Below are 21,259 nucleotides of genomic sequence, written 5' to 3' on the forward strand. Positions count from 1 at the left end.
TTGTTAATCTATTTTTCTTTTATGAAACCACTTAGTACTATTCAAAGATAAACTTAATCGAACATTAAAATATTTTTCTTTTATTAAGTTATTACTAACTGTTCCTTTTTGCCCGTACTCTAAGCCAATATTTACATTCGATAATTGTCTTGGCAATGGCAATCCTAATCCAACATTTATGCCAAAGTCTTTTATTTCTGTAAAATCAGTACCTGTTTGCATTAATAACCCTGTATCTTCAAAACGCAAACCAGCCCTATAAGTAACTCTTTTCCAGTAGCTTGATATTGAATTGATTTTAGGAATATAATATCCTCCTATTGACAACCTACTTGAATCATCATATTTATATTGGCTACCATCAGCGGCTAAATTATTATCGGTATTTAGAGCACTTTTAAATTCTTGATTAACTCCTACATACCACTTATTTTCTTTTCCTAAACCAAAACCAAAAATACTTTTCATAGGAGTTGTTACGTTTCCGTTAACAGATTTATCAAAAAACTGCTTTTTTTCTGATTCTTTCCCTGAAACATTTAAAATAATTGAAGACATCTTTTTGTTTCCATCAGTCGATAAATCACTTTTAACAACAAAAGAAGCACCTGTATATAGGTTTATTTTATCATTCAAAAGAGTTTTATATTGTGCTCCAAATTTAAAAACACCACCTCTTACATCTATTTTATCTTGATATTTTGTAGCTAAAGGAAGTCCGTTTTTTTGATAGATTACGTTATTTTCTAGGTTTCCAAAAACATAACCTGCTTCAACTCCAACAGAAAGTCCTTTAATTATATAAGTACCAAAACTAGCATATATTTTGTTTGTTCCCCCTTCGCCTTTAAAAGAAGTTATTTCATCTTTATTTTCCGTATTTAATAATGAATATCCTACAGATGTAAATGGCTGTAAACCTACCGATAACCCTGCTTTTTTACCTACAGGAAACCCTAAAGAAACATATCGTAAACTTGTTGAACTCCCCGAACTTGAAGTATTTTCTTTTTGTAGTGTTAAAAAATTTGAACTAGCTCCAATGCCATAAGTAGCAACTCTTAAAGATGCATTTGCTGCTGGATTTACAAAGTTTAAATGATGCATATCATTTAAAGCAACTCCAATTCTTCCCATAGAAACATTTTCTACAGTTGCTCCTTCAAAAGTTTCACCAATTCCAAAATAAGAATAAGGCGAAGCACTATTTCTTTGTGCAAATGTTGTTATTGCACTTAATACAAGTAATACTGATATAAGTTTCTTAATCATTTGTTAAATTATATGTCAAAACGGTATGTAATCCTTCCAAAACAAAATTTGGATGGGCAAATATGCCACTTTTTAATTGTTTAGCCAAGAAAAAGGTGTCACCTCCTGTTAAAACAACTGTTAAATCGTTAAACTTTTTTTGATATTGCTCAATAATGCCATTTATTTCATTGCATACACCATTTACAATTCCCGAATGTATAGAAGTATTTGTGTTAAATCCTATAAAATTATCAACTTCTTTTGTTTCTAATAACGGTAATTTTGATGTAAAATGATGCAAAGCTTTATATCGCATAGCAATACCTGGCGAAATTGCGCCTCCTAAATATTCTTTTTTATGATTGATAAAGTCAAAAGTAATACAAGTTCCGGCATCAATTACTAAAATATTTTTCTTCGGATAAATTTTCACGGCGGCAGCTGCGAGTGCAATTCTATCTACTCCTAAAGTTTTTGGTGTTCCATAAAGGTTTTTAAAAGGCACTTTTGTTTGATTTGTCAAATAAATAGGATTTAATCTCTTTTTTATTTCTTCGGATGTTTTTTCTGAAATACTAGCTACTGAAGCTATAATACTTGCTGAAACAAAATATTTTGAAATTATTTTTTCGATAATTTTTATAATTTCGGAAGTATCAAAAACAATAACCTCTACAATTATATCATTCTGAAAAACAGCTATTTTACCTCTTGTATTTCCAATATCAATACTCAAATTCATGGTTGTATTTTTTTAGATTTCAAAGTTACATTACATTTTTTTAATAAAAATATCATCAAAAAGTTTGTGTAAGTAAAAAAGAGTTGTATATTTGCACCCGCTAAACGAAAGTAGCAAACTGGTGCCTTAGCTCAGTTGGTAGAGCAAAGGACTGAAAATCCTTGTGTCCCTGGTTCGATTCCTGGAGGCACCACAATAATTTTTTCAATTGCAAAATTGCTAAACTTATTTGTTACTTTTATATAAGCACAACGGTGCCTTAGCTCAGTTGGTAGAGCAAAGGACTGAAAATCCTTGTGTCCCTGGTTCGATTCCTGGAGGCACCACCGCAAAAACCTGAACATTTATTTGTTCAGGTTTTTTATTTTAAAGCATTTATCTGAAAACTAACGCATCCTTAACCAACCTAAAATTTGACTATTTTCAATTTTCCAGGTATTATTTTCTTTTTTCAAATCAAATTCTACTCGTGATTTACCTAAAACACCTGGGTTTTGCTGTATGATTTCAATTTTACCATCCGTTACTTTTGAAACAATTGAAACATGCCCATACCGATTAAAAATAGTACCGCTATAAACTAGTAAATCGTTCTTTTTAGGCTTCCATTTACTCGCATTGGTATATTGTATTAAATTTCGGTCTTTATTTAATTTACCATCTTTTAAACGCGTATTGAAAAAACTTTTTGCGTGTCCGTAACTATTAGGCATTTTATGTTTGAAATATTCATAATAATACCGTTTTACAAATTCTACACATTGATATTTTAACCCAATATTATAGCCGTCTTTAGCTCGATTTCGCCCTTTTATAGTTCCTACATGTCCGTTGTAATACACCATAACGCCGTTTAAACTATCTATTTTATCGCCAAATACAGGAGCGAGTTGTGAACGAGGCATTTTTATCGTGTAAAAACCACTAATAAACACTACTAAAACTACTATAATTAGGGTGTTAATTTTTGCCATTTTAGATTTATTTTTAAAATAGATAAATATCATACTAAATTTAGTCCAACAATACATCAACAGTAAAAACACCGTAAGGACGTGTTTTCTTCTTTCAGATAAAGTTAAAACAGGCTTTTAATAGCTGAAATATTCTTAAATAGCACAAATGCCTAGCCCCGATTGTAGCAATTGTTTGAGCTCTTTTTTTTGATTTTTCTTCAAAAAAAAAGCGAGTGCGGAAAGCGGGAAATTGCTTCTAATAATCATTTTTAAAAAATTACTTTAACTTAAATTTCATTTCTATCGGTAAATGATCGGAAGCTTGCCCAAAACTATTTAGTACTTTTCCGCTTATATATTCTATAGTTTTTTCGGTATAAAAAATATAATCGATACGCTCATATAAATCTTTGGTATCGAAAGTATTTGCAGGGTTATTTGCCGTAAAAGCTGCGTTTCCAATTCCTTTCATTGTTATTAATTGCTGAATAATCGCTGTATTATCTCTTGCTTTTGAATTAAAATCGCCCAATAAAATAGTTGGAAATTTGTCTTTATAAGAATTAAAAACAGCTAAAACCTGTTCAAATTGATTAACACGAGTTTCGGTGTCGAAGGCTTCTAAATGAATATTTAAAACAACAACTTCTTTGCCGTTAATTAGCACTTTTACAACTTGTAAAAGTCTGTCTAAATACAGGGCATCTCTATAAAAAGGGCTATCAGGAACACGGGCTAAAACGATACGTTCATAATTTTTTAATTCATATTTACTAAGAATCGACTGCCCTGAAACAATTTTCCCAAAGTGCATGCTTGGCGGCCAATATGGAAACGGCACATAGGTTTCATCCCAATTAACGCCTCTTGCGGCATATTTATAGCCTAATTTCATAAATTCGGCTTCTTGATTTACTTTGTAAGACCTTGAAGCGTTGTAATCAATTTCTTGAAAAGCAATAATATCGGGAGTTATTTTTTGAAGTTCAGTTTTAACTTTATTGAAATTATCGTTAAATAATTTTTTTGATTTTGCTACGGGTAAATTATTGGTCATTCCGCTTAAATAACCAACGTTATAAGTAATAATACTATGTATTGAATCGTTTTTTAGACTGTTATTATTTTCTAATGTAATCAATTTAGCATATTCTTCTTTATTAATTGTTGGGGATGATGCCCAGTAAAAAAACAAGAAAAAAGCGACTATTAATACGGATATTACCTTTACTAAAAGGCTGATTTTATTTTTCATAAAGTGTTAAAATTACGTTTAAACTAATCTATATAAGTCAATTAAAAACAAATCAACTTTTTTACTTTTCGTGTTTAAACCAACTAGAATATTCTACATAATTATTGGCGATTCTATCAATTTCACCTGAAATTAATTCTTTCGAAATATCTTTTACTTTTTTAGCAGGAATACCAGCATAAATACTTCCACTTTCTACACGAGTATTTTTAGTAACTACAGCACCTGCGGCAATAATTGAGTTTGATTCCACGACACAATCATCCATAATAATACTTCCCATACCTATTAAAACATTGTCGTGAATTGTACAACCGTGTACAATTGCATTATGTCCTACCGACACATTATTTCCAATAGTTGTAGGTGATTTTTTGTAGGTTGCATGAACTATTGCACCATCTTGAATGTTTACCTTATCGCCCATTTTAATATAATGAACATCACCTCTAATTACGGCATTAAACCAAACACTACACTGTTTTCCCATTTGTACATCGCCAACAATTGTTGCATTTTCTGCAACATAACAATCGGCAGGAATTTGAGGTGTTTTTCCGTTTATCGTTTTTATAACTTTCATCTGCTTATTTTAAAAAATATAATTTTACCTCTTTTTACTTAAATAACAATCATAAAAAGTCGTTATTCTAAGAAATATCTTGAATAACGACTTTTTAAAATACTAAAAAACACTATTTTTAGTTGACTATTAATTTTTCACCAATACTAATGCTGTTGTTAATAAGGCTGTTAATTTTTTTCAAATCACCTACCGATATTTGATATTTTCTAGCAATAGAATATAAAGTATCACCTTTTTGCACTTGGTGATGCAGCGTTTTAGTACTTGCTATACTTGTTTCTTTTTTAGGCTTAATTCTATCGTATTTCGTTAAATTATATTTATTAATAATCGAAATTAATTTCTGTGGATATCGTTTATCAGTTGCATAGCCTGCTTTTCTTAATCCGTACGCCCAGCCTTTATAATTGGTATGTCCTAGTTTAAATAAACTTGCATAACGACTTCTAGAAATTAAAAATTGTGAATGGTCTTCATACGAGGTTTGCGGATATTTATATTTTCTAAAACACTCTCCTATTTCGTCATCATCATGCGTTACACTTTTTCCTTGCCAACCTTTATGACATTTAATTCCGAAGTGATTATTCGAACGAATTGCCAAGGCACTTCTTCCACTACCCGATTCTAAAACACCTTGCGCCAAGGTAATACTAGCAGGAATTTTATGTTCGTGCATTTTTGTAACGGCAATAGGTGCAAATTTTTGAATATAAGCTTCGGTATGATTTTTAGTTGTTTTACTTGTAACTTTTACCTGTTCTAACTGATAAACTTCAGGAGCAACTTCTTCTTCTTGCTCAATAATTACTTTTTGCTTAACAAGCACTTTTTTTCGAGGCTTAGAAACGATATTTTTATTTGAACCACAACTTATTAAAAAAGTGGCACTTAGTACGATGTAAAAAACAGACTGTATTCTCATTAAAATATAATTAATTCTTGATTTTTATTTTTTATTTTTTTGTTAACCCCATTAATTCCTTGTAAACCTCCTGTATGAATTACTAAAATACGGCTATTTTTTTCAAAATAATCTTCTTGAAGCATCGCTAAAATTCCAAATAGCATTTTCCCTGTATAAATAGGGTCTAACGGAATATTTGTTTGTGTTTTAAACTCGTTTATAAAACGAATTAATTCTTGATTATATTTTGCGTAACCACCAAAATGATAGTCAGTTATTAACTGCCAGTTTTTATTAGTATCAGCAATTAATCCTTCTATTTCTTTTTGTAAAAAATGACCTTTTAAAGCAGGAAAACCAAGTACTTTTTGATGTTCTTTAGCTGAATTTATCAATCCTGAAATAGTTCCTCCAGTACCTATTGCGCTACAAATATAATCGAATTTATTATCTTGTTCAGTTAAGATTTCTTCACAACCTTTAATTGCCAAAATATTTGTGCCTCCTTCAGGAATTAAATAAAAATTACCAAATTCATTTTTCAATTCTTGTATAAATTCTTCGGATGTTTTATTTCGATAAATTTCTCTGGAAACAAACTTAAATTCCATTCCATTTTGATGGGCTTTTTGTAAACTTGAATTTCCTGCTAATGTTTTTTCAATATTTTTTGCTAATTCATCGCCTCGGATAATTCCAATAGTTTTAAAACCTGCTAAATTTCCTGCTACGGCAGTGGCTACAATATGATTTGAAAACGCACCTCCAAAAGTTAATAACGTATTTTTTTGTTGATTTTTGGCTTCAATAATATTGTATTTTAATTTTCGAAACTTATTTCCTGAAACAAACGGATGAATTTCATCTTCTCTTTTGATACATAATTCAATATTTTTTTTTTCTAAAATAGTATGAATTACTTGTTGATTTTCACTAATAAAATCTTGTTCAAAAATTTTTTTTTCATTTATATTCATCTAAAAAAAGCAAAATTATTTCGGCAAAAATACTAGATTTATCTATTAATTAATACCTATTTTAAACTTGATTTTACAATAAAAAAACACGAACTTGTTAGCATTATAATTCAAATTTCTAAATATCTTAATAAATATGGAAAATAAATTTAATATCGCTGTACTTATAGATGGCGATAATGCACAACCAAAATTATTAAAAGAAATTATTGAAGAAGTTTCTAAATACGGAAAAGCAACTATCCGAAGAATTTATGGCGATTGGACAACTCCGCAAATGAATAGTTGGAAGGCTATTATCAATCAACATTCTATCAGCCCGATTCAAAAATTTTCATATACTACTGGTAAAAATTCTACAGATGGCTCCTTAATTATTGATGCTATGGATATTTTACACGGAAAAAATACCGAAGGTTTTTGTATTGTTTCTAGCGATAGTGATTACACTGGACTTGCAAAAAGAATTAGAGAAGAAGGTCTTTTTGTGATGGGAATTGGTGAGAAAAAAACACCCGAATCCTTTGTAAAATCGTGTGAAGTTTTCACATTTACTGAAAATTTAAAAAATGAACAAGTAATTCAAAATCAATTAAATAATCAAAATGAAACTGTAAAATCAAAATCAATAAAACAAAATAGTAATATAAAAAATAAAACTATTATTGAAAAAATTAGATTATCAAGAGCAGATTTAAAAACAATTAATAAAGCTTTTGACATTTCTACTAATGAAGAAGAAAATGCATATATTTCTACATTAGGTGTAAATATTAGAAAAATTGACCCAAGTTTTGACCCTAGAAGTTATGGTTTTAAAAACCTAACTCGTCTTTTTGAAAATATTGATAAATATGAAGTTATTAAAAATGAAGTTGGCGGTTTAAATCATCCGTTATTACGAATTAAATAATTATTTTTTTCTGATTTTTAATAAAAAAACTACTTACTAAAATCATTTAAGATTGTTGTAAGTAGTTTTTTATAATACTATTTTATAAAAACTAAGTTTAAAAATTAGAAACTTGTTCTTCTATTTTTTCCCAATCAGCCATTAAAGTATCTAATGATGCTTTTTTAGCTTTATATTTTTCAAAGAAATTAGGACGAGCCGAAACTTCGTCATAATTATTTGCTAATTCTAAATCTATTTTAGCAATTTCATCTTCTAAATCAGCAATATCTCTTTCTGTTTTAGATAACTTATTTTTAAGTTTTTTCAACTCTTTTTCTTGCTCTCTAGATAATTGATATGCTTCTTTTTTAGCTGTTGGTTTTTCAGTTTTAACAACCGTTCTTTTTTCAGCTTCTCTAAGATTTTCCATCTTATGCTGTTCTAAGAAATAATCAATATCGCCTAAATATTCTTTAATTTCTTTGTCTTTAAATCCGTAAACAGTTGATGTTAATCCTTGTAAAAAATCTCTATCGTGAGATACAACGATTAATGTTCCATCAAAGTTTTTTAAAGCAGTTTTTAATACTGTTTTAGAGGCTATATCCAAGTGATTTGTAGGCTCATCCATTACCAACACGTTAAATGGTGATAATAATAATTTACATAATGCTAATCGGTTACGCTCGCCTCCTGATAATACTTTTGCTTTTTTATCAACAGCATCTCCACCAAATAAGAAAGAACCTAACATATCTCTAACACGCATTCTGTTAGTGTCAGAAGCGGCATCTTCCATAATTTCTAACACCGTTTTTTCTGGTGGTAATTCTTCAGATTGATTTTGAGCAAAATATCCTATTTCAACATTATGACCTAATTTCAGATTTCCTTCAAACGGAATTTCACCAACCATCATTTTTGCTAAAGTAGATTTACCTTGTCCGTTTTGCCCAACAAAAGCAATTTTACTGTTACGTTCAATTAATAAATCAACATCTTGTAAAACATGTTTATCTCCATAACTTTTACATAAACTATCAGCTTCAACAATAATTTTACCAGGTTCTTTTGATATTGCAAACTTTACATTCATTGCGGCATTATCATCGCCATCAACTTCAATAAGTTGTACTTTATCAAGTTGTTTCATTAGCGATTGTGCCATTGAAGCCTTACTTGCTTTTGCCTTAAATTTATTGATTAAATGTTGTTTTTGCTTAATCTCTTTTTCTTGATTTTTCTGAGCTTGTAACTGTTTTTCTTTAATTTCAGCTCTTAAAACTAAAAATTCAGAATACGGTTTTTTATAATCATAAATTTGTCCTAATGATATTTCAATAGTTCTGTTAGTTACGTTATCTAAAAACATTTTATCGTGAGAAACTAATACAATTGCCCCTGAATATGACTTTAAAAAATTCTCTAACCAAATAATAGATTCAATATCTAAGTGGTTTGTAGGCTCATCCAACAATAAAATATCATTGTCTTGCAGTAATAATTTTGCAAGTTCAATACGCATTCTCCATCCTCCAGAAAAGGTATTTGTTAGCTTATCAAAATCTTCACGTTGAAATCCTAAACCTTGTAAAATTTTCTCGGTATCACCTTGATAATTATATCCTCCTAAAAGTTCATAACGTTCGGTTAAATCTGTTAAATCGTGAATTAATTGACTATATTCTTCACTTTCATAATCGGTTCTAATAGCTAATTGATTGTTAATATCATCCAACTTTAATTCAATTTCTTTAATTTCTTCAAAAGCTTGATATGCTTCTTCTAAAATTGTTCTTCCTTCAACAAAATCAATATCCTGACGTAAAAAACCCATACGGATATCTTTATCAAAAGCCATTGTTCCTCCACTAGTTTCAATATCTTTAGAAAGTACTTTTAATAAAGTTGATTTTCCTGCGCCATTCTTTCCTATGAGTCCAATTCTATCCCCTTTATTTAACTTGAAAGTAATTCCTGAAAACAAATCAGTTCCCATAAAAGAAACCGATAAATTGTGTACGTTTAACATATATGTAATAATTGTTACTTATGGTGAATGATAAAAAAATTATCTTTGCAAAAATATATAAATTTATAATTGATTATGTTTAAAAAAGGAAGCAAATTATATAGTATTTTTAAAGGGAAATGCCCGCAATGTCATGAAGGTGAATTCTTCAAATATAAGATGACACTTAATCCTAAAAAAATCACTAAATTACACGATAATTGCCCAAAATGTGATTTAAAATACATGATGGAACCTTCTTTTTTCTTTGGAGCAATGTATGTAAATTATGGATTAGCAGTTGCCTTATTTGTAGCTATTTTTATTATTTCAAAAGTATTTATCGGTTTAACTATTTTACAAAGTTTTATTGCGATTATAGTTGTCTCATTACTTCTTACGCCATTTACCTTGCGTTTATCTAGAATTATTTGGATAAATATTTTTATTTCTTATGATAAAAATATTAAGAAAATTTCAAAGAAATAATTATTCGTCAAATCGTTTAATATCAATATCAGCATCTAATTCACTTCCATTTTCTAGGTGATTAAATAAATTTTGAGCAATTGTTGGTCCAATCATAACACCACGTGTTCCTAAACCATTTAAAACGACTAAATTTTTGTGTTTTGGATGTACTCCTACCATTGGTCTTCGGTCGTTTACTGTGGGTCTAATTCCTGCGGTATGCCCTGTTATAGTATAAGGAACTGTAAATACTTTTTTTAGTTTTTCTACTAATTCTTGTTTTGCTTCTTCTGTTGGATTACAGGTTTTATCTGTCCAATTAAAAGTAGCACCTACTTTATAATAATCATCTCCTAAAGGCATTACAAAAGCGCTTGATTTTAATAAAAAATCAATTTTTAAATCGGGGGCGTGTATTGTTATAGTTTCTCCTTTTGCTTCGTTTAATGGTAAGTGATTAAAAAATGGATTTTCAGTAATTCCAAAACCTTCACAAAAAACTATTTTTTTAGCCGTTATATTTTGATATTGAATTACATCTTCTAAAATAGTTATTGCTGAATAATCAAAAGAATCAGTTATTAATCTATTTAAATTTCGAATATAATTTCTATATGATTTTACTAGTAAAGCAGTATCTATACGCCCTGTATTTTTTAACTCTCCAAAACCAAAATCACCAAGAAGCCCCGCAACTTTTTCTTTACTAATTTCAGGGTTCATATAATTTAATAATGTTGGCTTGTCTAAAGCTAAAAACCAATTATTTTCATCGCCAATACTAGTAAATGCTTTTTTAATAGAAAATTTATAATCTAATTTTATATTTAATTTCTCTTCTATATTCTTGTAAAAAGGTAAAGCTGTTTGTATTTGTTGATGCCCATTCCAAACGGCATTAAAGCGTTTCAGTATAACAGGATTGTAAACACCACCAGCAACTAAGGAAGAGGTTTGTGAATTATCTTCAAAAATCACAAATGACTTATTTGCCTTTAATAATTTTTCTGTAAAAGCAATTCCTGCTAAACCTAAACCTACTATAATATAATCTACATTAATATCCATACTACAAAAATAGTACTATTTATTGCAAAAAAAAAAGAGCTTACAAATGTAAGCTCTTTTTAATTTTTATGAAATATGAATTTAATAATTCCACATATCCATTTCACGATTACGAATACCTTCTTTAATTCTATCGGCTTCTAATAATTGAAATAAAGAATTTCCTCGAACATAATCTTTAATATTTCTATCTCCGTAAATATTCTCTTCTTTTATTATTGTTGAATTAAATCTTCTAGCATTAAGTAGGTTATCATACGATAATGGTTTTGAAGAATTTATAGGATTAAACACCTTAGAATTGTGCAATGTTTCTCTTGCATCTGGAAAAAATACCCAAAACAATTCATACGCACTATCTTTATCATCAATCCCTTCTACTCCAAGAACCTGAACATCAGGACCCATTGGCGCTAAAGCCAACATACGATACTTAAGTTCTCCTCCTCTTTTATCAAAATACCAAATTCCTTTTAACATGTATCCTTTAATATCTGCAGATTGCACTGAATAAGGATCCATATTTCCGTAACCATCGTCACGTTCGTTATAGGTCATTGATTTAATTTCCTCCATTCCTATTTTTGTTGTAAAATAAGAATCACTATATACTTCTGTAATTTCACCATTACTAACACCTTTTAATAAAGTATCAAATAATGAACGTCTTGTTAAACCTGCATTTGTAGTATCAACCGGATAATAATAAGGTAAATTGATTTTTTGATTTATATCTACATATTCCCATACCACTTTAGACCACAATACATCTCTATCGCTAATATAGCCATAAGGAAGTGGTTTGTCATCCTCTGAAGCAATTTGGGCTTCAGATTTAAATCCAATCTCTTCGACCTTTTTAGAATTTAAAAGGTTAGCCTGAGCACCTACATAACTTGTAGTTGCAAGGGCAAATAAAACCATATAAAAACGCTTCCAATTCATACTTTAAAATTTTTACTTATTAATTAGTAATCTCAATACTGACAGGTAATACTTTCTTAATCTTATAATTAGACCCAGAAACAGAAGCTTTAATATCATAAATAACAATAATATCATTTCTTCTTGCTTTTGCAAGTGCCTGTTTTGCTCTAGCATTTAAGTTTCTACCACTTACAGGGATTGTTACCTGTCCTGGTACTTTAACTTTAAAGCTAGATACATTTAATTTTAAATCGAATAAGAAATCAGGTAAACCAGCAGCTACGTTAATTCTAGCTAAACTTGCTTTTGGCATTTTTACTGTTCCATATTGATTTCTTACCATACCAACAGCTGGAGGTATATCTTTAATTCTGTATTTTTTAGGAGTACTAATTTTTCCTCCTCCTGGTAAAGTTGCAGAAACTCTAATAGTTACTTCACTTCCTTTACCTGGATTCATTATGTATTTATCTCCTTTAATTCTTTTTAAACCTGGTGCTGATGCAGAAACTTTATTTCCTGATACTCCTGGTACAGATATCGTTAATGGATTTGATAAACCACGGTAAACAACATTCATTTTATCAGCAGAAACAACTGCTTCATTTGGTTTAGGAATTACTGAATATCCTCCTAAAATAGGAATAGTTACTATCGAATCTCCTTGTTTAAATTGAAATTCTCCTTTTAATTCTTTGTCACCTACTGAACCTGCTGGCCCATCTAAAATAACCTGTCCTGCTTGAATTTTATCAGCAGCCATTTCTTTACCATTTAAAATAACTTTTTCAGCTGTTAAATTCGGATCATTTTTACCTAAAACGATTTTTCCTGATAATTTCTCACCTGGATAATATGCATTTTTTTCAAAAACAATCATTGCATCATAATTACTCATAGATACAGCACTCTCTAACTCACCTTGTAATAAAGCTGTTAAAGCATCTGCTTCTGTAGTTTTAATATCTGCCTGAATTTGTGTTAATTTAGTTAATGATGCAATTAAAGGAAATCCTTCAAAATTATAGCTTAACCATTTTTTAGTAACGCCATCTTGTCCTTTAACATCATTTGTACTAAAACGAGCAGCAACTACTTTTGATAATTCAGAAGCACCTAAAGTTGTTAAAGATTTATTCTTAAAATCATTAATTTTTGCTACAAATTCTTTTCCTTTAGCAGTTGTTTTTCCACTAGCAAAAAAGTATTGATCTAAGAACCCTGATTTGTCCATAGATTCATACTTTTTCATGTCTTCTTTTTTTACCTCACTGGTCATTTGAGTTTTCAAATCAGCAATGTAAGAAAAAAGATTATCAGCGCTTATTTTAAGTGCATCTGTTTTCTTTTTAGCCTCACCATACTGCTTTGCTTGTTGACTCGCTTTTTCAGCTAAAGTTGCATATGCTGCTGCATTTTTCTCGGTAGATCTAATGTTAGATTCCGAAAGTTTTTCATTCATTAATCCAAATGCTGATAAAACTTCTTTACTCATATTCATCGCTAACATCGATATGAATACAAGGTACATTAAGTTTACCATCCTTTGCCTTGGTGACTGTTTTCCTCCTGCCATTTTAATTAGTTTGTTTAGTTAATAAAATTAGATAAACTAATTAATTATTTAGTTGACATTGCTGTTAACATTCCTCCATATACTCCATTTAAAGAAGATAAATTGGTTGCTAATGATTGCATTTGCTCTTGTAAACGTTGAGAATTTTCAACTAAAGAAGAGTTTAATTCTGATTGCTTTGCAGCATTTTCAACTTGTGTAGTATATAATCCGTTTAAAGATTCTAATTTAGCAGCAGCCATTGACATTTGCTCGTTATACTGATTTGTTGATGCAACTGTCGTTGAAGTAGCTGTTAAACCTTCTGCAGCTCCTTGAAAACCTTTAATACTCTCTCCTAAACTTGAAATTAAATTTGCATCTAACTTTGCTTCTTTTAAAATAGTGTCTAATTTTTCAGATAACATACTTTGTGCTTGTTCAGGTACAGCTTCAACATTCTTCGTCTTTTTACCTAAAGACTGTCCTCCTGCTAATTCTGGGTATACTTTTGACCAGTCTAATTCTTCTTCAATTGGTTCAAATGCCGACATTGCAAAAATAAGTGCCTCTACAACTAAACCAGCTGTTAACATTACTCCACCTGTTAATGGTCCGATTTTAAAGTGCATAATTTTGAATAAAGCTCCTAATATTACTACAGATGCTCCTAAACCATACGCCATGTTGGTTAATTTCTTTTTTGTTCTTGACTGTGCCATAATTGTTTGTTTGTTGGGGATTATTATTTATTACTATTATTAATTCTTGTTTACTTGCTTTTGTTTGTACCTAAATAATCTTGTACTGTTCTAAAGCCTATGTAACTTCTTGCTGTATCAGCATATTCCCAATCACGAGAACTCACTTCTAAGAAATACGCTACATCTTTCCATGAACCACCACGGATAATTTTTCTTCGGTTTTCTTTAATTTCTACATTTGGATTCATTGTTGACCCCATGTAGTAAGACATTTGATTGTATGCTGTGTTTGTCCATTCAGAAACATTACCTGACATATTAAACAAACCATATTCATTAGCATTATAAGAGTCTGCTTCTACGGTATATAAAGCGCCATCAGCAGCGTAATCTCCACGTACAGGTTTAAAGTTTGCTAAAAAACAACCTCTATCACTTGTTGTACTAGGACCACCCCAAGGGTATTTTCCAAAATTTAACCCACCACGAGCAGCATATTCCCATTCTGCTTCGGTAGGTAATCTGAAAGAAGGAACTAATCCTAATTTCTTTTTAGATCGTTGGAAATTATTTTTGGTTTGTGTTCTCCAATGACAAAAAGCTTTTGCTTGGTTCCAAGTAACTCCAACTACAGGGTAATCTTCATATGCCTTGTGTGCAAAATATTCCTGATGCATTGGATCATTATATGAGTAATTAAAATCTTTAATCCAGACAGTGGTATCAGGGTATACATCAACAACCTCATCTTTCATAAAATCTTTTCTATTTTTACCTGTTTTAGCTGCCTGCTCATTATCAAACCAATAATACCTATATTTTAAAAATTTTGTATTAAAAGTTCTTATTCCATTTAAGGATTCATCTTTTTTAAGGTATAAAGAGTCCATAACTTCTACATAATCAGCATCAGGATATTCCTGTTGTTCCCAAGCAAGATCTTCTTCCCAATTTAGAGGTTTTAAAGAATCTAACCCTTCACCTAATTCGTAGTAATTTTCACGCATATATTTTGCATATGGTGATTCATTCAACGTATCTGTTGATGCAAAAGCGTACAATTGAATACCTTCAGCATTTTTACTTCCTCCTTCTTCACTTTCTCCTCCTGAAGCAAATTCAGCCTGATAGGCTAATTTTGTTCTAGTAACAGAATCACGTACCCAAAAAACAAATTGTTTGTATTCGCTATTTGTTATTTCAGTTTCGTCCATATAAAATGGCTGTACTGTTACCGTTTTTGTTGGAGCATTCATAGCCCCTAAAGGGTCTTCATCTTGCTTACCCATTGTAAAAGAGCCTCCAGGAATTTTAGCCATTCCAAACGGTTTTTCAGCAAACCACTTTCTGTTCGACTTGTCTCCTACTAACTCTCCTCTATCACTACTTGAACCACAAGCGTAAATTAGAGATACTAACAATGCAAATATTACTACTTTTTTCATATTATATCTTTCTTATAATGGGGATGGTAAACCTATTATTTTTTTCATTAAAAAACAATTACGTGTTCTACTTTTTTATATCTAAATATAACTTATTCTTAAACAAGTTTTTGCAACGCTTTATACCATCTGTCTGGCATCTTTCCTTTTAATGCTTGTTCATAATCTTTATAGTTACACGGTACTAACGCATGCCTTTTGTGTTTAGTATTCGAAATCATATTTATTTCCATCCACCAACGACCACTTTTATCACTTTTATAAAAGTTTATAGGATCATCGTCTGTTAATAATATCGTAAATTTACGGTAATTATCTTTAGATACAAATGGATAATCTTTAGCTCTAGCATTAACTCCTTCAATAAAAAACCAAATCATTTGTGCTATTAAACTTGCAGTTTGATTGTTCAAATCAAATAGGCTGTTATATTCATAGACACCAAAAGAGGTTACTTTGTCACTTATTCCTGCATATCTTGCAATAGCACAAATTTCTTCACCATAGAAACCATTAGGTGAGGCATTTTTATTTGCTGGTGCTTCGCTTTGGCGAACAGAACTAATATCTATGCTAATAATATCAGCATCTCTCATTATAGGCTCTACAAGCCTTACATCTTTAACTTCGCCCAACCTAAAGGCATCAAAATATAATTTATCTAATAACTCTATTTCTTCTTGTGAATTAAAATAAGTTTGATACCCTATATTACTATAATTAAACAAATTATTAGGCTGTTCCATAATAATTTTACTTAAAAAAGAACTAGAACGTAAACGTTCATTCATTGCACCTAAATCGAATTTACTATCTACCGATACTAAATTAACTGTTTGTTCTAAAGAATCATAACCTCTATAATTTGCGTACGTTAAATCTTGGCTACCGCCTATTAATATAGGTATTATTTTTTTACTAAGCAAATATTCAATAGAAGAACTCACTGCAAAATAAGTATCTTTAAGAGTATTTCCTTGTTCTATATTACCTAAATCAGCTACTTTAGTTTTCCAGTTACCTGGAAATAATTTATATAATTTTTCACGAATAGCTTCTAAATTATCACCACAACCCTGGTTATCAGGAGCTCCTCGACCATCTTCTACACCTATAACAACAATACTTACTTCTGATAAATCGGGCAAACCGTTTACCTTTGTATGTATTTCAATATTTCTGCCTAAAGATTTCATAGATTGCGAAGTTAAATTCGTTACTAATGTATCTTTTATAGGAATAAAAAAATTAAAATCCATTATTATAATTATTAGGGCTTTTAAGATGCTTGCAATATACTAAACTATTTTTTTTGAGCGATGTTTTATTTCTTTTTCACCACTTTCTTTTTCACTACCTTTTTAGTTGCCTTCTTTTTTACAACTTTCTTTTTAGGTGTTTTTGACTCAATAATTTTTACAGCTTCTTCTTTAGTCATCTTTTCAATGTCGGTCGTTTTAGGCATTTCTACCTTTATTTTCCCTTTTATAACATTAAAACGTCCCCAACGTGCTTTTTCTACTCGAATTTCAACATCTTCCCAATTGTGTAATACTTTATCGATTTCCTTCTGTTTTTTAACCTCTATTAATTCAATAATATCGGCATCAGTAAGATTATCAAAATCATATTTTTTATTTACATTAATAAAAATTGAATTCCATTTTAAGTATGGACCAAAACGTCCTACGCCCTTTTGCACAGGTAATTCTTCATAAAAGTAAATTGGTGCATCAGCTTTTTGCTTTGCTACGATTAGTTCTTCGGCTCTTGGCAAATCTACTTCCATCGGATTTTCACCTTTATCTAAAGAAACAAACATTGCTCCAAATTTAATATAAGGTCCAAAACGTCCATTAGAAACAATTACCTCTTGATCTTCATAGGTACCTAAATTTTTCGGAAGCAAAAATAATTCTAATGCTTCTTCAAGTGTAATTGTACCTAAATGTTGTTCTTTATTTAAAGATGCAAATTGTTTTTCTTCATCTTCAGGAGCTCCAATTTGTGCAATTGGTCCAAACTTCCCTAAACGAACTAAAATTGTTTTTCCTGATTCAGGATGTTTTCCTAAAATGCGCTCTCCGCTTTCTCTTTCGGCGTTTTCTTTTACATGCTCTACTGTTTTATGAAAATCGATATAAAATCCTTTAATCATTTCTATCCAATCTTCATTTCCTTCTGAAATATCATCAAAAGAATTTTCAACTCTGGCTGTAAATCCAAAATCTAAAATATTAGAGAAATTTGCAACTAAAAAATCATTTACAATATTTCCTATATCAGTAGGAACTAATTTATTTTTATTTGAGCCTGTTTTTTCTGTTAATAATTCACTTTGCACAACTTTATTAGACAGAATCATCTGTTCATAATTACGTTCTACACCTTCATTTTCTCCTTTCTCTACATAACCTCTTCGTTGTACAGTAGAAATTGTTGGAGCGTAAGTAGATGGTCTACCAATACCTAACTCTTCTAATTGTTTTACTAAAGATGCTTCTGTAAAACGGTAAGGAGGGCTTGTAAAACGTTGTGTTGCATTAATAAAATTATAAGCTAAGTTTTCGCCAGTAGTTAAATTTGGTAACATACCTGCTTGCTCTTCTTCTTCGTTATCAGTTCCTTCTAAATATACTTTTAAGAAACCATCAAACTTAATCATTTCACCGTTTGCAGTAAATATTTTTTCATTTTCAGAATTAGCTATTTTCACATTAGTACGCTCTAATTGTGCGTCACTCATTTGAGAAGCTAAAGTTCTTTTCCAAATTAAATCGTACAACCTCGTTTGATCGTATTCAGTATCAATGCTATGTGTTTTCATGTTTGTAGGACGAATTGCCTCATGCGCCTCTTGTGCACCTTTTGCTTTCGACTTAAACACTCTTTGTTTACTATATTCTTTTCCGTAATAATTACTAATTTCTTCTTCAGCTGCATTTCTTGCATCATCAGATAAATTAACACTATCGGTTCTCATATAAGTAATTAAACCCGCCTCATATAAACGCTGTGCAACCTGCATTGTTTTCCCTACAGGAAAGCCTAATTTACGAGAAGCTTCTTGCTGTAAAGTTGATGTTGTAAATGGTGCTGCTGGCGATTTTTTTGCTGGTTTTTTAGTTAAATCAGCAATAGAAAATTCAGCATCTGCACACGATTTTAAAAAATCTTCAGCTAATTTTTTAGATGAAAAACTTTTAGGAATCGTTGCTTTAAATGTTTTTCCGTTAGTATTTGCAAACTGAGCAATAACCTTATAATGTGTTTCTGATTTAAAATCAAGAATACTGCGTTCTCTTTCTACAATTAAACGAACTGCAACAGATTGTACTCTACCTGCCGATAAACCTCCTTTTACTTTTCGCCATAAAACTGGTGATAATTCATATCCAACAAGCCTATCTAAAACTCTACGAGCTTGCTGTGCATTGACCATATTATAGTCAATATCTCTAGGGTTTTCAACTGCTTTTAAAATAGCATTTTTAGTGATTTCATGAAAAACAATACGTTTTGTATTATCGTCATTTAATTTTAATTGCTCTTTTAAATGCCAAGCTATTGCTTCCCCTTCTCTATCCTCATCACTTGCTAACCAAACAGTTTCTGCTTTTTTAGCCAAAGATTTTAACTTCTTAACAACTGGTTTTTTATCATCAGAAATTATATATTTCGGACTAAAATCACCTTCAACATCAATTCCTAATTCCTTCGAAGGTAAATCTGCAATATGACCATAACTAGATTCTACTTGAAAATCTTTTCCTAGGAATTTTTCAATCGTTTTTGCCTTTGCAGGTGACTCAACTATAACTAAATTCTTTGCCATATCTCTGTTCAATTATCTCTTTTTGCATCCTATTATTATAACGATGCTTTGAGTTTGCAAAAGTAGAATGTTTTTTTTTAAAAAAAACTTTTTGTTGAACTTTTCCTCTCTAAATAGCAAAAAATCAATAATAAATTTCTGCCAATTTGTCATAAAACTTATATTTTGGTTGTATCTTTGCCATCATTTTTATTATGAATATGGAGCACACAGAGAAGGTTATCGATGAAAAAGTACAAGGAAAATCACTTGTAACAACACATAAAAAAGAAAACTCAAAAAAATTATTTATAGAAAGTTACGGTTGTCAAATGAACATGAATGACAGCGAAATTGTAGCTGCTATTTTAGCCGAACAAGGTTTTAATACTACACAAACTTTAGAGGAAGCCGATTTAGTTTTAGTAAATACCTGTTCTATTAGAGAAAAAGCAGAAACAACAATCCGTAAACGTTTACAAAAATACAATGCTGTTAAAAAAACAAATCCGACCATGAAAGTGGGTGTTTTAGGATGTATGGCAGAACGTTTAAAAGAAAAATTTTTAGAAGAAGAAAAAATAGTTGATTTAGTTGTAGGACCAGATGCTTACAGAGATTTACCTAATTTATTAGATGAAATTGATGCAGGTAGAGATGCTATAAACGTAATCCTTTCTAAAGAAGAAACTTATGGTGATGTTGCTCCTGTACGTTTAAACTCTAACGGAGTTTCGGCATTTGTATCAATAACTCGTGGATGCGATAACATGTGTACTTTTTGTGTAGTTCCGTTTACTCGTGGACGCGAGCGAAGTAGAGACCCTAAAAGTGTTTTAGAGGAAATAAAATCGATGCACGACAAAAACTTTAAAGAAATTACTTTACTTGGGCAGAACGTAGATAGTTATTTATGGTACGGTGGCGGATTGAAAAAAGATTTTAAGAAATCTTCAGAAATGGCACAAGCAACTGCCGTAGATTTTGCGCAATTATTAGATATGGCAGCTACTGAGTTTCCTAAAATGAGATTCCGTTTTGCAACCTCTAATCCACAAGATATGAGTTTAGATGTGATTCGTGTTATGGCAAAACATAAAAACATTTGTAAATACCTTCACTTACCTGTACAAAGTGGAAGTAACAATATGTTAAAAGCCATGAACCGTCAACATACTAGAGAAGAATATATGGAACTTGTTGATAATATCTTCAAAATAGTTCCTGAAATGTCTTTATCGCAAGATATGATTGTTGGTTTTTGTGGAGAAACAGAACAAGACCATCAAGACACCTTAGATTTAATGCGATATGTAAAATATGACTTTGGTTTTATGTTTGCTTATTCTGAAAGACCAGGAACTTTAGCGGCTAAAAAAATGCCCGATGATGTTCCTTTTGATGTAAAGAAAAGACGTTTACAAGAAATTATCGATTTACAACAAGAACATGCTTTATATAGAACACAACAACATTTAGGTAAAATTGAAGAGTTTTTAATTGAAGGTACTTCTAAGAAAAACCCGAATGAATGGAAAGCTAGAAATACACAAAATACTGTAGCTGTTTTTCCTAAAGAAAATTACAAATTAGGTGAATTTGTAATGATAAAAATAGAAGATTGCACTTCTGCAACCTTAAAAGGAACTGTTATTGGATATTCTGATAACAATTAACAAAATATATTTAAAA

Annotated in this window: 18 protein-coding genes and 2 tRNA genes; 5 read left to right on the plus strand and 15 right to left on the minus strand. The window is 30.4% G+C overall.

The features are described 5' to 3' along the window. Positions 1–3: 3 nt before the first annotated feature. On the minus strand, positions 4–1,272 hold the full coding sequence (locus ABNT14_RS09970) for a hypothetical protein (RefSeq protein ID WP_101903072.1): 1,269 nt from the start codon (positions 1,270–1,272) through the stop codon (positions 4–6). Then, on the minus strand, positions 1,265–1,996 hold the full coding sequence (locus tag ABNT14_RS09975) for a type III pantothenate kinase (protein ID WP_101903073.1): 732 nt from the start codon (positions 1,994–1,996) through the stop codon (positions 1,265–1,267). Before ABNT14_RS09975 ends, ABNT14_RS09970 begins: the two co-directional genes overlap by 8 nt. A gap of 120 nt (positions 1,997–2,116) precedes the next feature. Here ABNT14_RS09975 and ABNT14_RS09980 point away from each other — a divergent pair. Both ABNT14_RS09980 and ABNT14_RS09985 read left to right on the plus strand, forming a co-directional pair. After that, positions 2,117–2,189, plus strand: a tRNA-Phe gene (locus ABNT14_RS09980). A 60-nt stretch (positions 2,190–2,249) separates the two neighbouring features. Next, a tRNA-Phe gene (locus ABNT14_RS09985) sits at positions 2,250–2,322 on the plus strand. Positions 2,323–2,382: 60 nt separating this feature from the next. On the opposite strand, the gene ABNT14_RS09990 is transcribed toward ABNT14_RS09985, so the two are convergent. The 5 genes from ABNT14_RS09990 to ABNT14_RS10010 form a co-directional block, all read right to left on the minus strand. Continuing rightward, the gene (locus ABNT14_RS09990) at positions 2,383–2,970 is read right to left on the minus strand and encodes a CHAP domain-containing protein (RefSeq protein WP_101903387.1); all 588 of its coding nucleotides are present in this window, start codon (positions 2,968–2,970) and stop codon (positions 2,383–2,385) included. 259 nt (positions 2,971–3,229) lie between these two features. Next, positions 3,230–4,207, minus strand: a complete 978-nt coding sequence (locus ABNT14_RS09995; RefSeq protein WP_101903074.1) for an endonuclease/exonuclease/phosphatase family protein — start codon at positions 4,205–4,207, stop codon at positions 3,230–3,232. Positions 4,208–4,268: 61 nt separating this feature from the next. After that, on the minus strand, positions 4,269–4,790 hold the full coding sequence (locus tag ABNT14_RS10000; RefSeq protein WP_101903075.1) for a gamma carbonic anhydrase family protein: 522 nt from the start codon (positions 4,788–4,790) through the stop codon (positions 4,269–4,271). Positions 4,791–4,908: 118 nt separating this feature from the next. Further along, entirely contained in the window at positions 4,909–5,718 is an 810-nt protein-coding gene (locus ABNT14_RS10005; protein WP_101903076.1) for a glucosaminidase domain-containing protein, read from the minus strand. Continuing rightward, complete coding sequence (locus ABNT14_RS10010) at positions 5,718–6,677, minus strand: 1-aminocyclopropane-1-carboxylate deaminase/D-cysteine desulfhydrase (protein WP_101903077.1); 960 nt, start codon at positions 6,675–6,677, stop codon at positions 5,718–5,720. The genes ABNT14_RS10005 and ABNT14_RS10010 overlap by 1 nt, the downstream gene beginning before the upstream one ends. A gap of 136 nt (positions 6,678–6,813) precedes the next feature. Here ABNT14_RS10010 and ABNT14_RS10015 point away from each other — a divergent pair, with 136 nt between their 5' ends. Then, positions 6,814–7,590 (plus strand): NYN domain-containing protein, encoded by a 777-nt coding sequence (locus ABNT14_RS10015; RefSeq protein ID WP_101903078.1) that lies wholly within the window; start codon positions 6,814–6,816, stop codon positions 7,588–7,590. 97 nt (positions 7,591–7,687) lie between these two features. On the opposite strand, the gene ABNT14_RS10020 is transcribed toward ABNT14_RS10015, so the two are convergent. Next, complete coding sequence (locus tag ABNT14_RS10020) at positions 7,688–9,604, minus strand: ABC-F family ATP-binding cassette domain-containing protein (protein ID WP_101903079.1); 1,917 nt, start codon at positions 9,602–9,604, stop codon at positions 7,688–7,690. 75 nt (positions 9,605–9,679) lie between these two features. Here ABNT14_RS10020 and ABNT14_RS10025 point away from each other — a divergent pair, with 75 nt between their 5' ends. Next, on the plus strand, positions 9,680–10,072 hold the full coding sequence (locus tag ABNT14_RS10025; RefSeq protein ID WP_101903080.1) for a DUF983 domain-containing protein: 393 nt from the start codon (positions 9,680–9,682) through the stop codon (positions 10,070–10,072). Here ABNT14_RS10025 and ABNT14_RS10030 read toward each other — a convergent pair whose 3' ends face one another. The 7 genes from ABNT14_RS10030 to topA all read right to left on the minus strand — a co-directional run bounded on the left by ABNT14_RS10030 (position 10,073) and on the right by topA (position 19,588). Further along, positions 10,073–11,116, minus strand: coding sequence for an NAD(P)/FAD-dependent oxidoreductase (locus tag ABNT14_RS10030; protein ID WP_101903388.1), 1,044 nt, complete (start codon positions 11,114–11,116; stop codon positions 10,073–10,075). A gap of 87 nt (positions 11,117–11,203) precedes the next feature. Then, complete coding sequence (gene gldN / locus ABNT14_RS10035; protein ID WP_101903081.1) at positions 11,204–12,067, minus strand: gliding motility protein GldN; 864 nt, start codon at positions 12,065–12,067, stop codon at positions 11,204–11,206. A 19-nt stretch (positions 12,068–12,086) separates the two neighbouring features. After that, positions 12,087–13,625: a gliding motility protein GldM gene (gene gldM / locus ABNT14_RS10040; protein WP_101903082.1), complete on the minus strand. Its 1,539-nt coding sequence runs from the start codon at positions 13,623–13,625 to the stop codon at positions 12,087–12,089. A gap of 44 nt (positions 13,626–13,669) precedes the next feature. Then, positions 13,670–14,326, minus strand: a complete 657-nt coding sequence (gldL, locus tag ABNT14_RS10045) for a gliding motility protein GldL (protein ID WP_101903083.1) — start codon at positions 14,324–14,326, stop codon at positions 13,670–13,672. 50 nt (positions 14,327–14,376) lie between these two features. Further along, on the minus strand, positions 14,377–15,753 hold the full coding sequence (gene gldK, locus ABNT14_RS10050) for a gliding motility lipoprotein GldK (RefSeq protein ID WP_101903084.1): 1,377 nt from the start codon (positions 15,751–15,753) through the stop codon (positions 14,377–14,379). Positions 15,754–15,851: 98 nt separating this feature from the next. Next, positions 15,852–17,012 carry a formimidoylglutamase gene (locus ABNT14_RS10055; RefSeq protein ID WP_101903085.1) on the minus strand — a complete coding sequence of 387 codons (1,161 nt, stop codon included), beginning with the start codon at positions 17,010–17,012 and terminating at the stop codon, positions 15,852–15,854. 65 nt (positions 17,013–17,077) lie between these two features. Further along, positions 17,078–19,588, minus strand: a complete 2,511-nt coding sequence (gene topA, locus ABNT14_RS10060; protein WP_101903389.1) for a type I DNA topoisomerase — start codon at positions 19,586–19,588, stop codon at positions 17,078–17,080. A 200-nt stretch (positions 19,589–19,788) separates the two neighbouring features. Here topA and miaB point away from each other — a divergent pair, with 200 nt between their 5' ends. Beyond that, positions 19,789–21,243: a tRNA (N6-isopentenyl adenosine(37)-C2)-methylthiotransferase MiaB gene (gene miaB / locus ABNT14_RS10065; protein ID WP_101903086.1), complete on the plus strand. Its 1,455-nt coding sequence runs from the start codon at positions 19,789–19,791 to the stop codon at positions 21,241–21,243. The last annotated feature ends 16 nt before the right edge of the window (positions 21,244–21,259 follow it).

The sequence above is a fragment of the Tenacibaculum dicentrarchi genome (assembly GCF_964036635.1).
Lineage (GTDB): Bacteria > Bacteroidota > Bacteroidia > Flavobacteriales > Flavobacteriaceae > Polaribacter > Polaribacter dicentrarchi.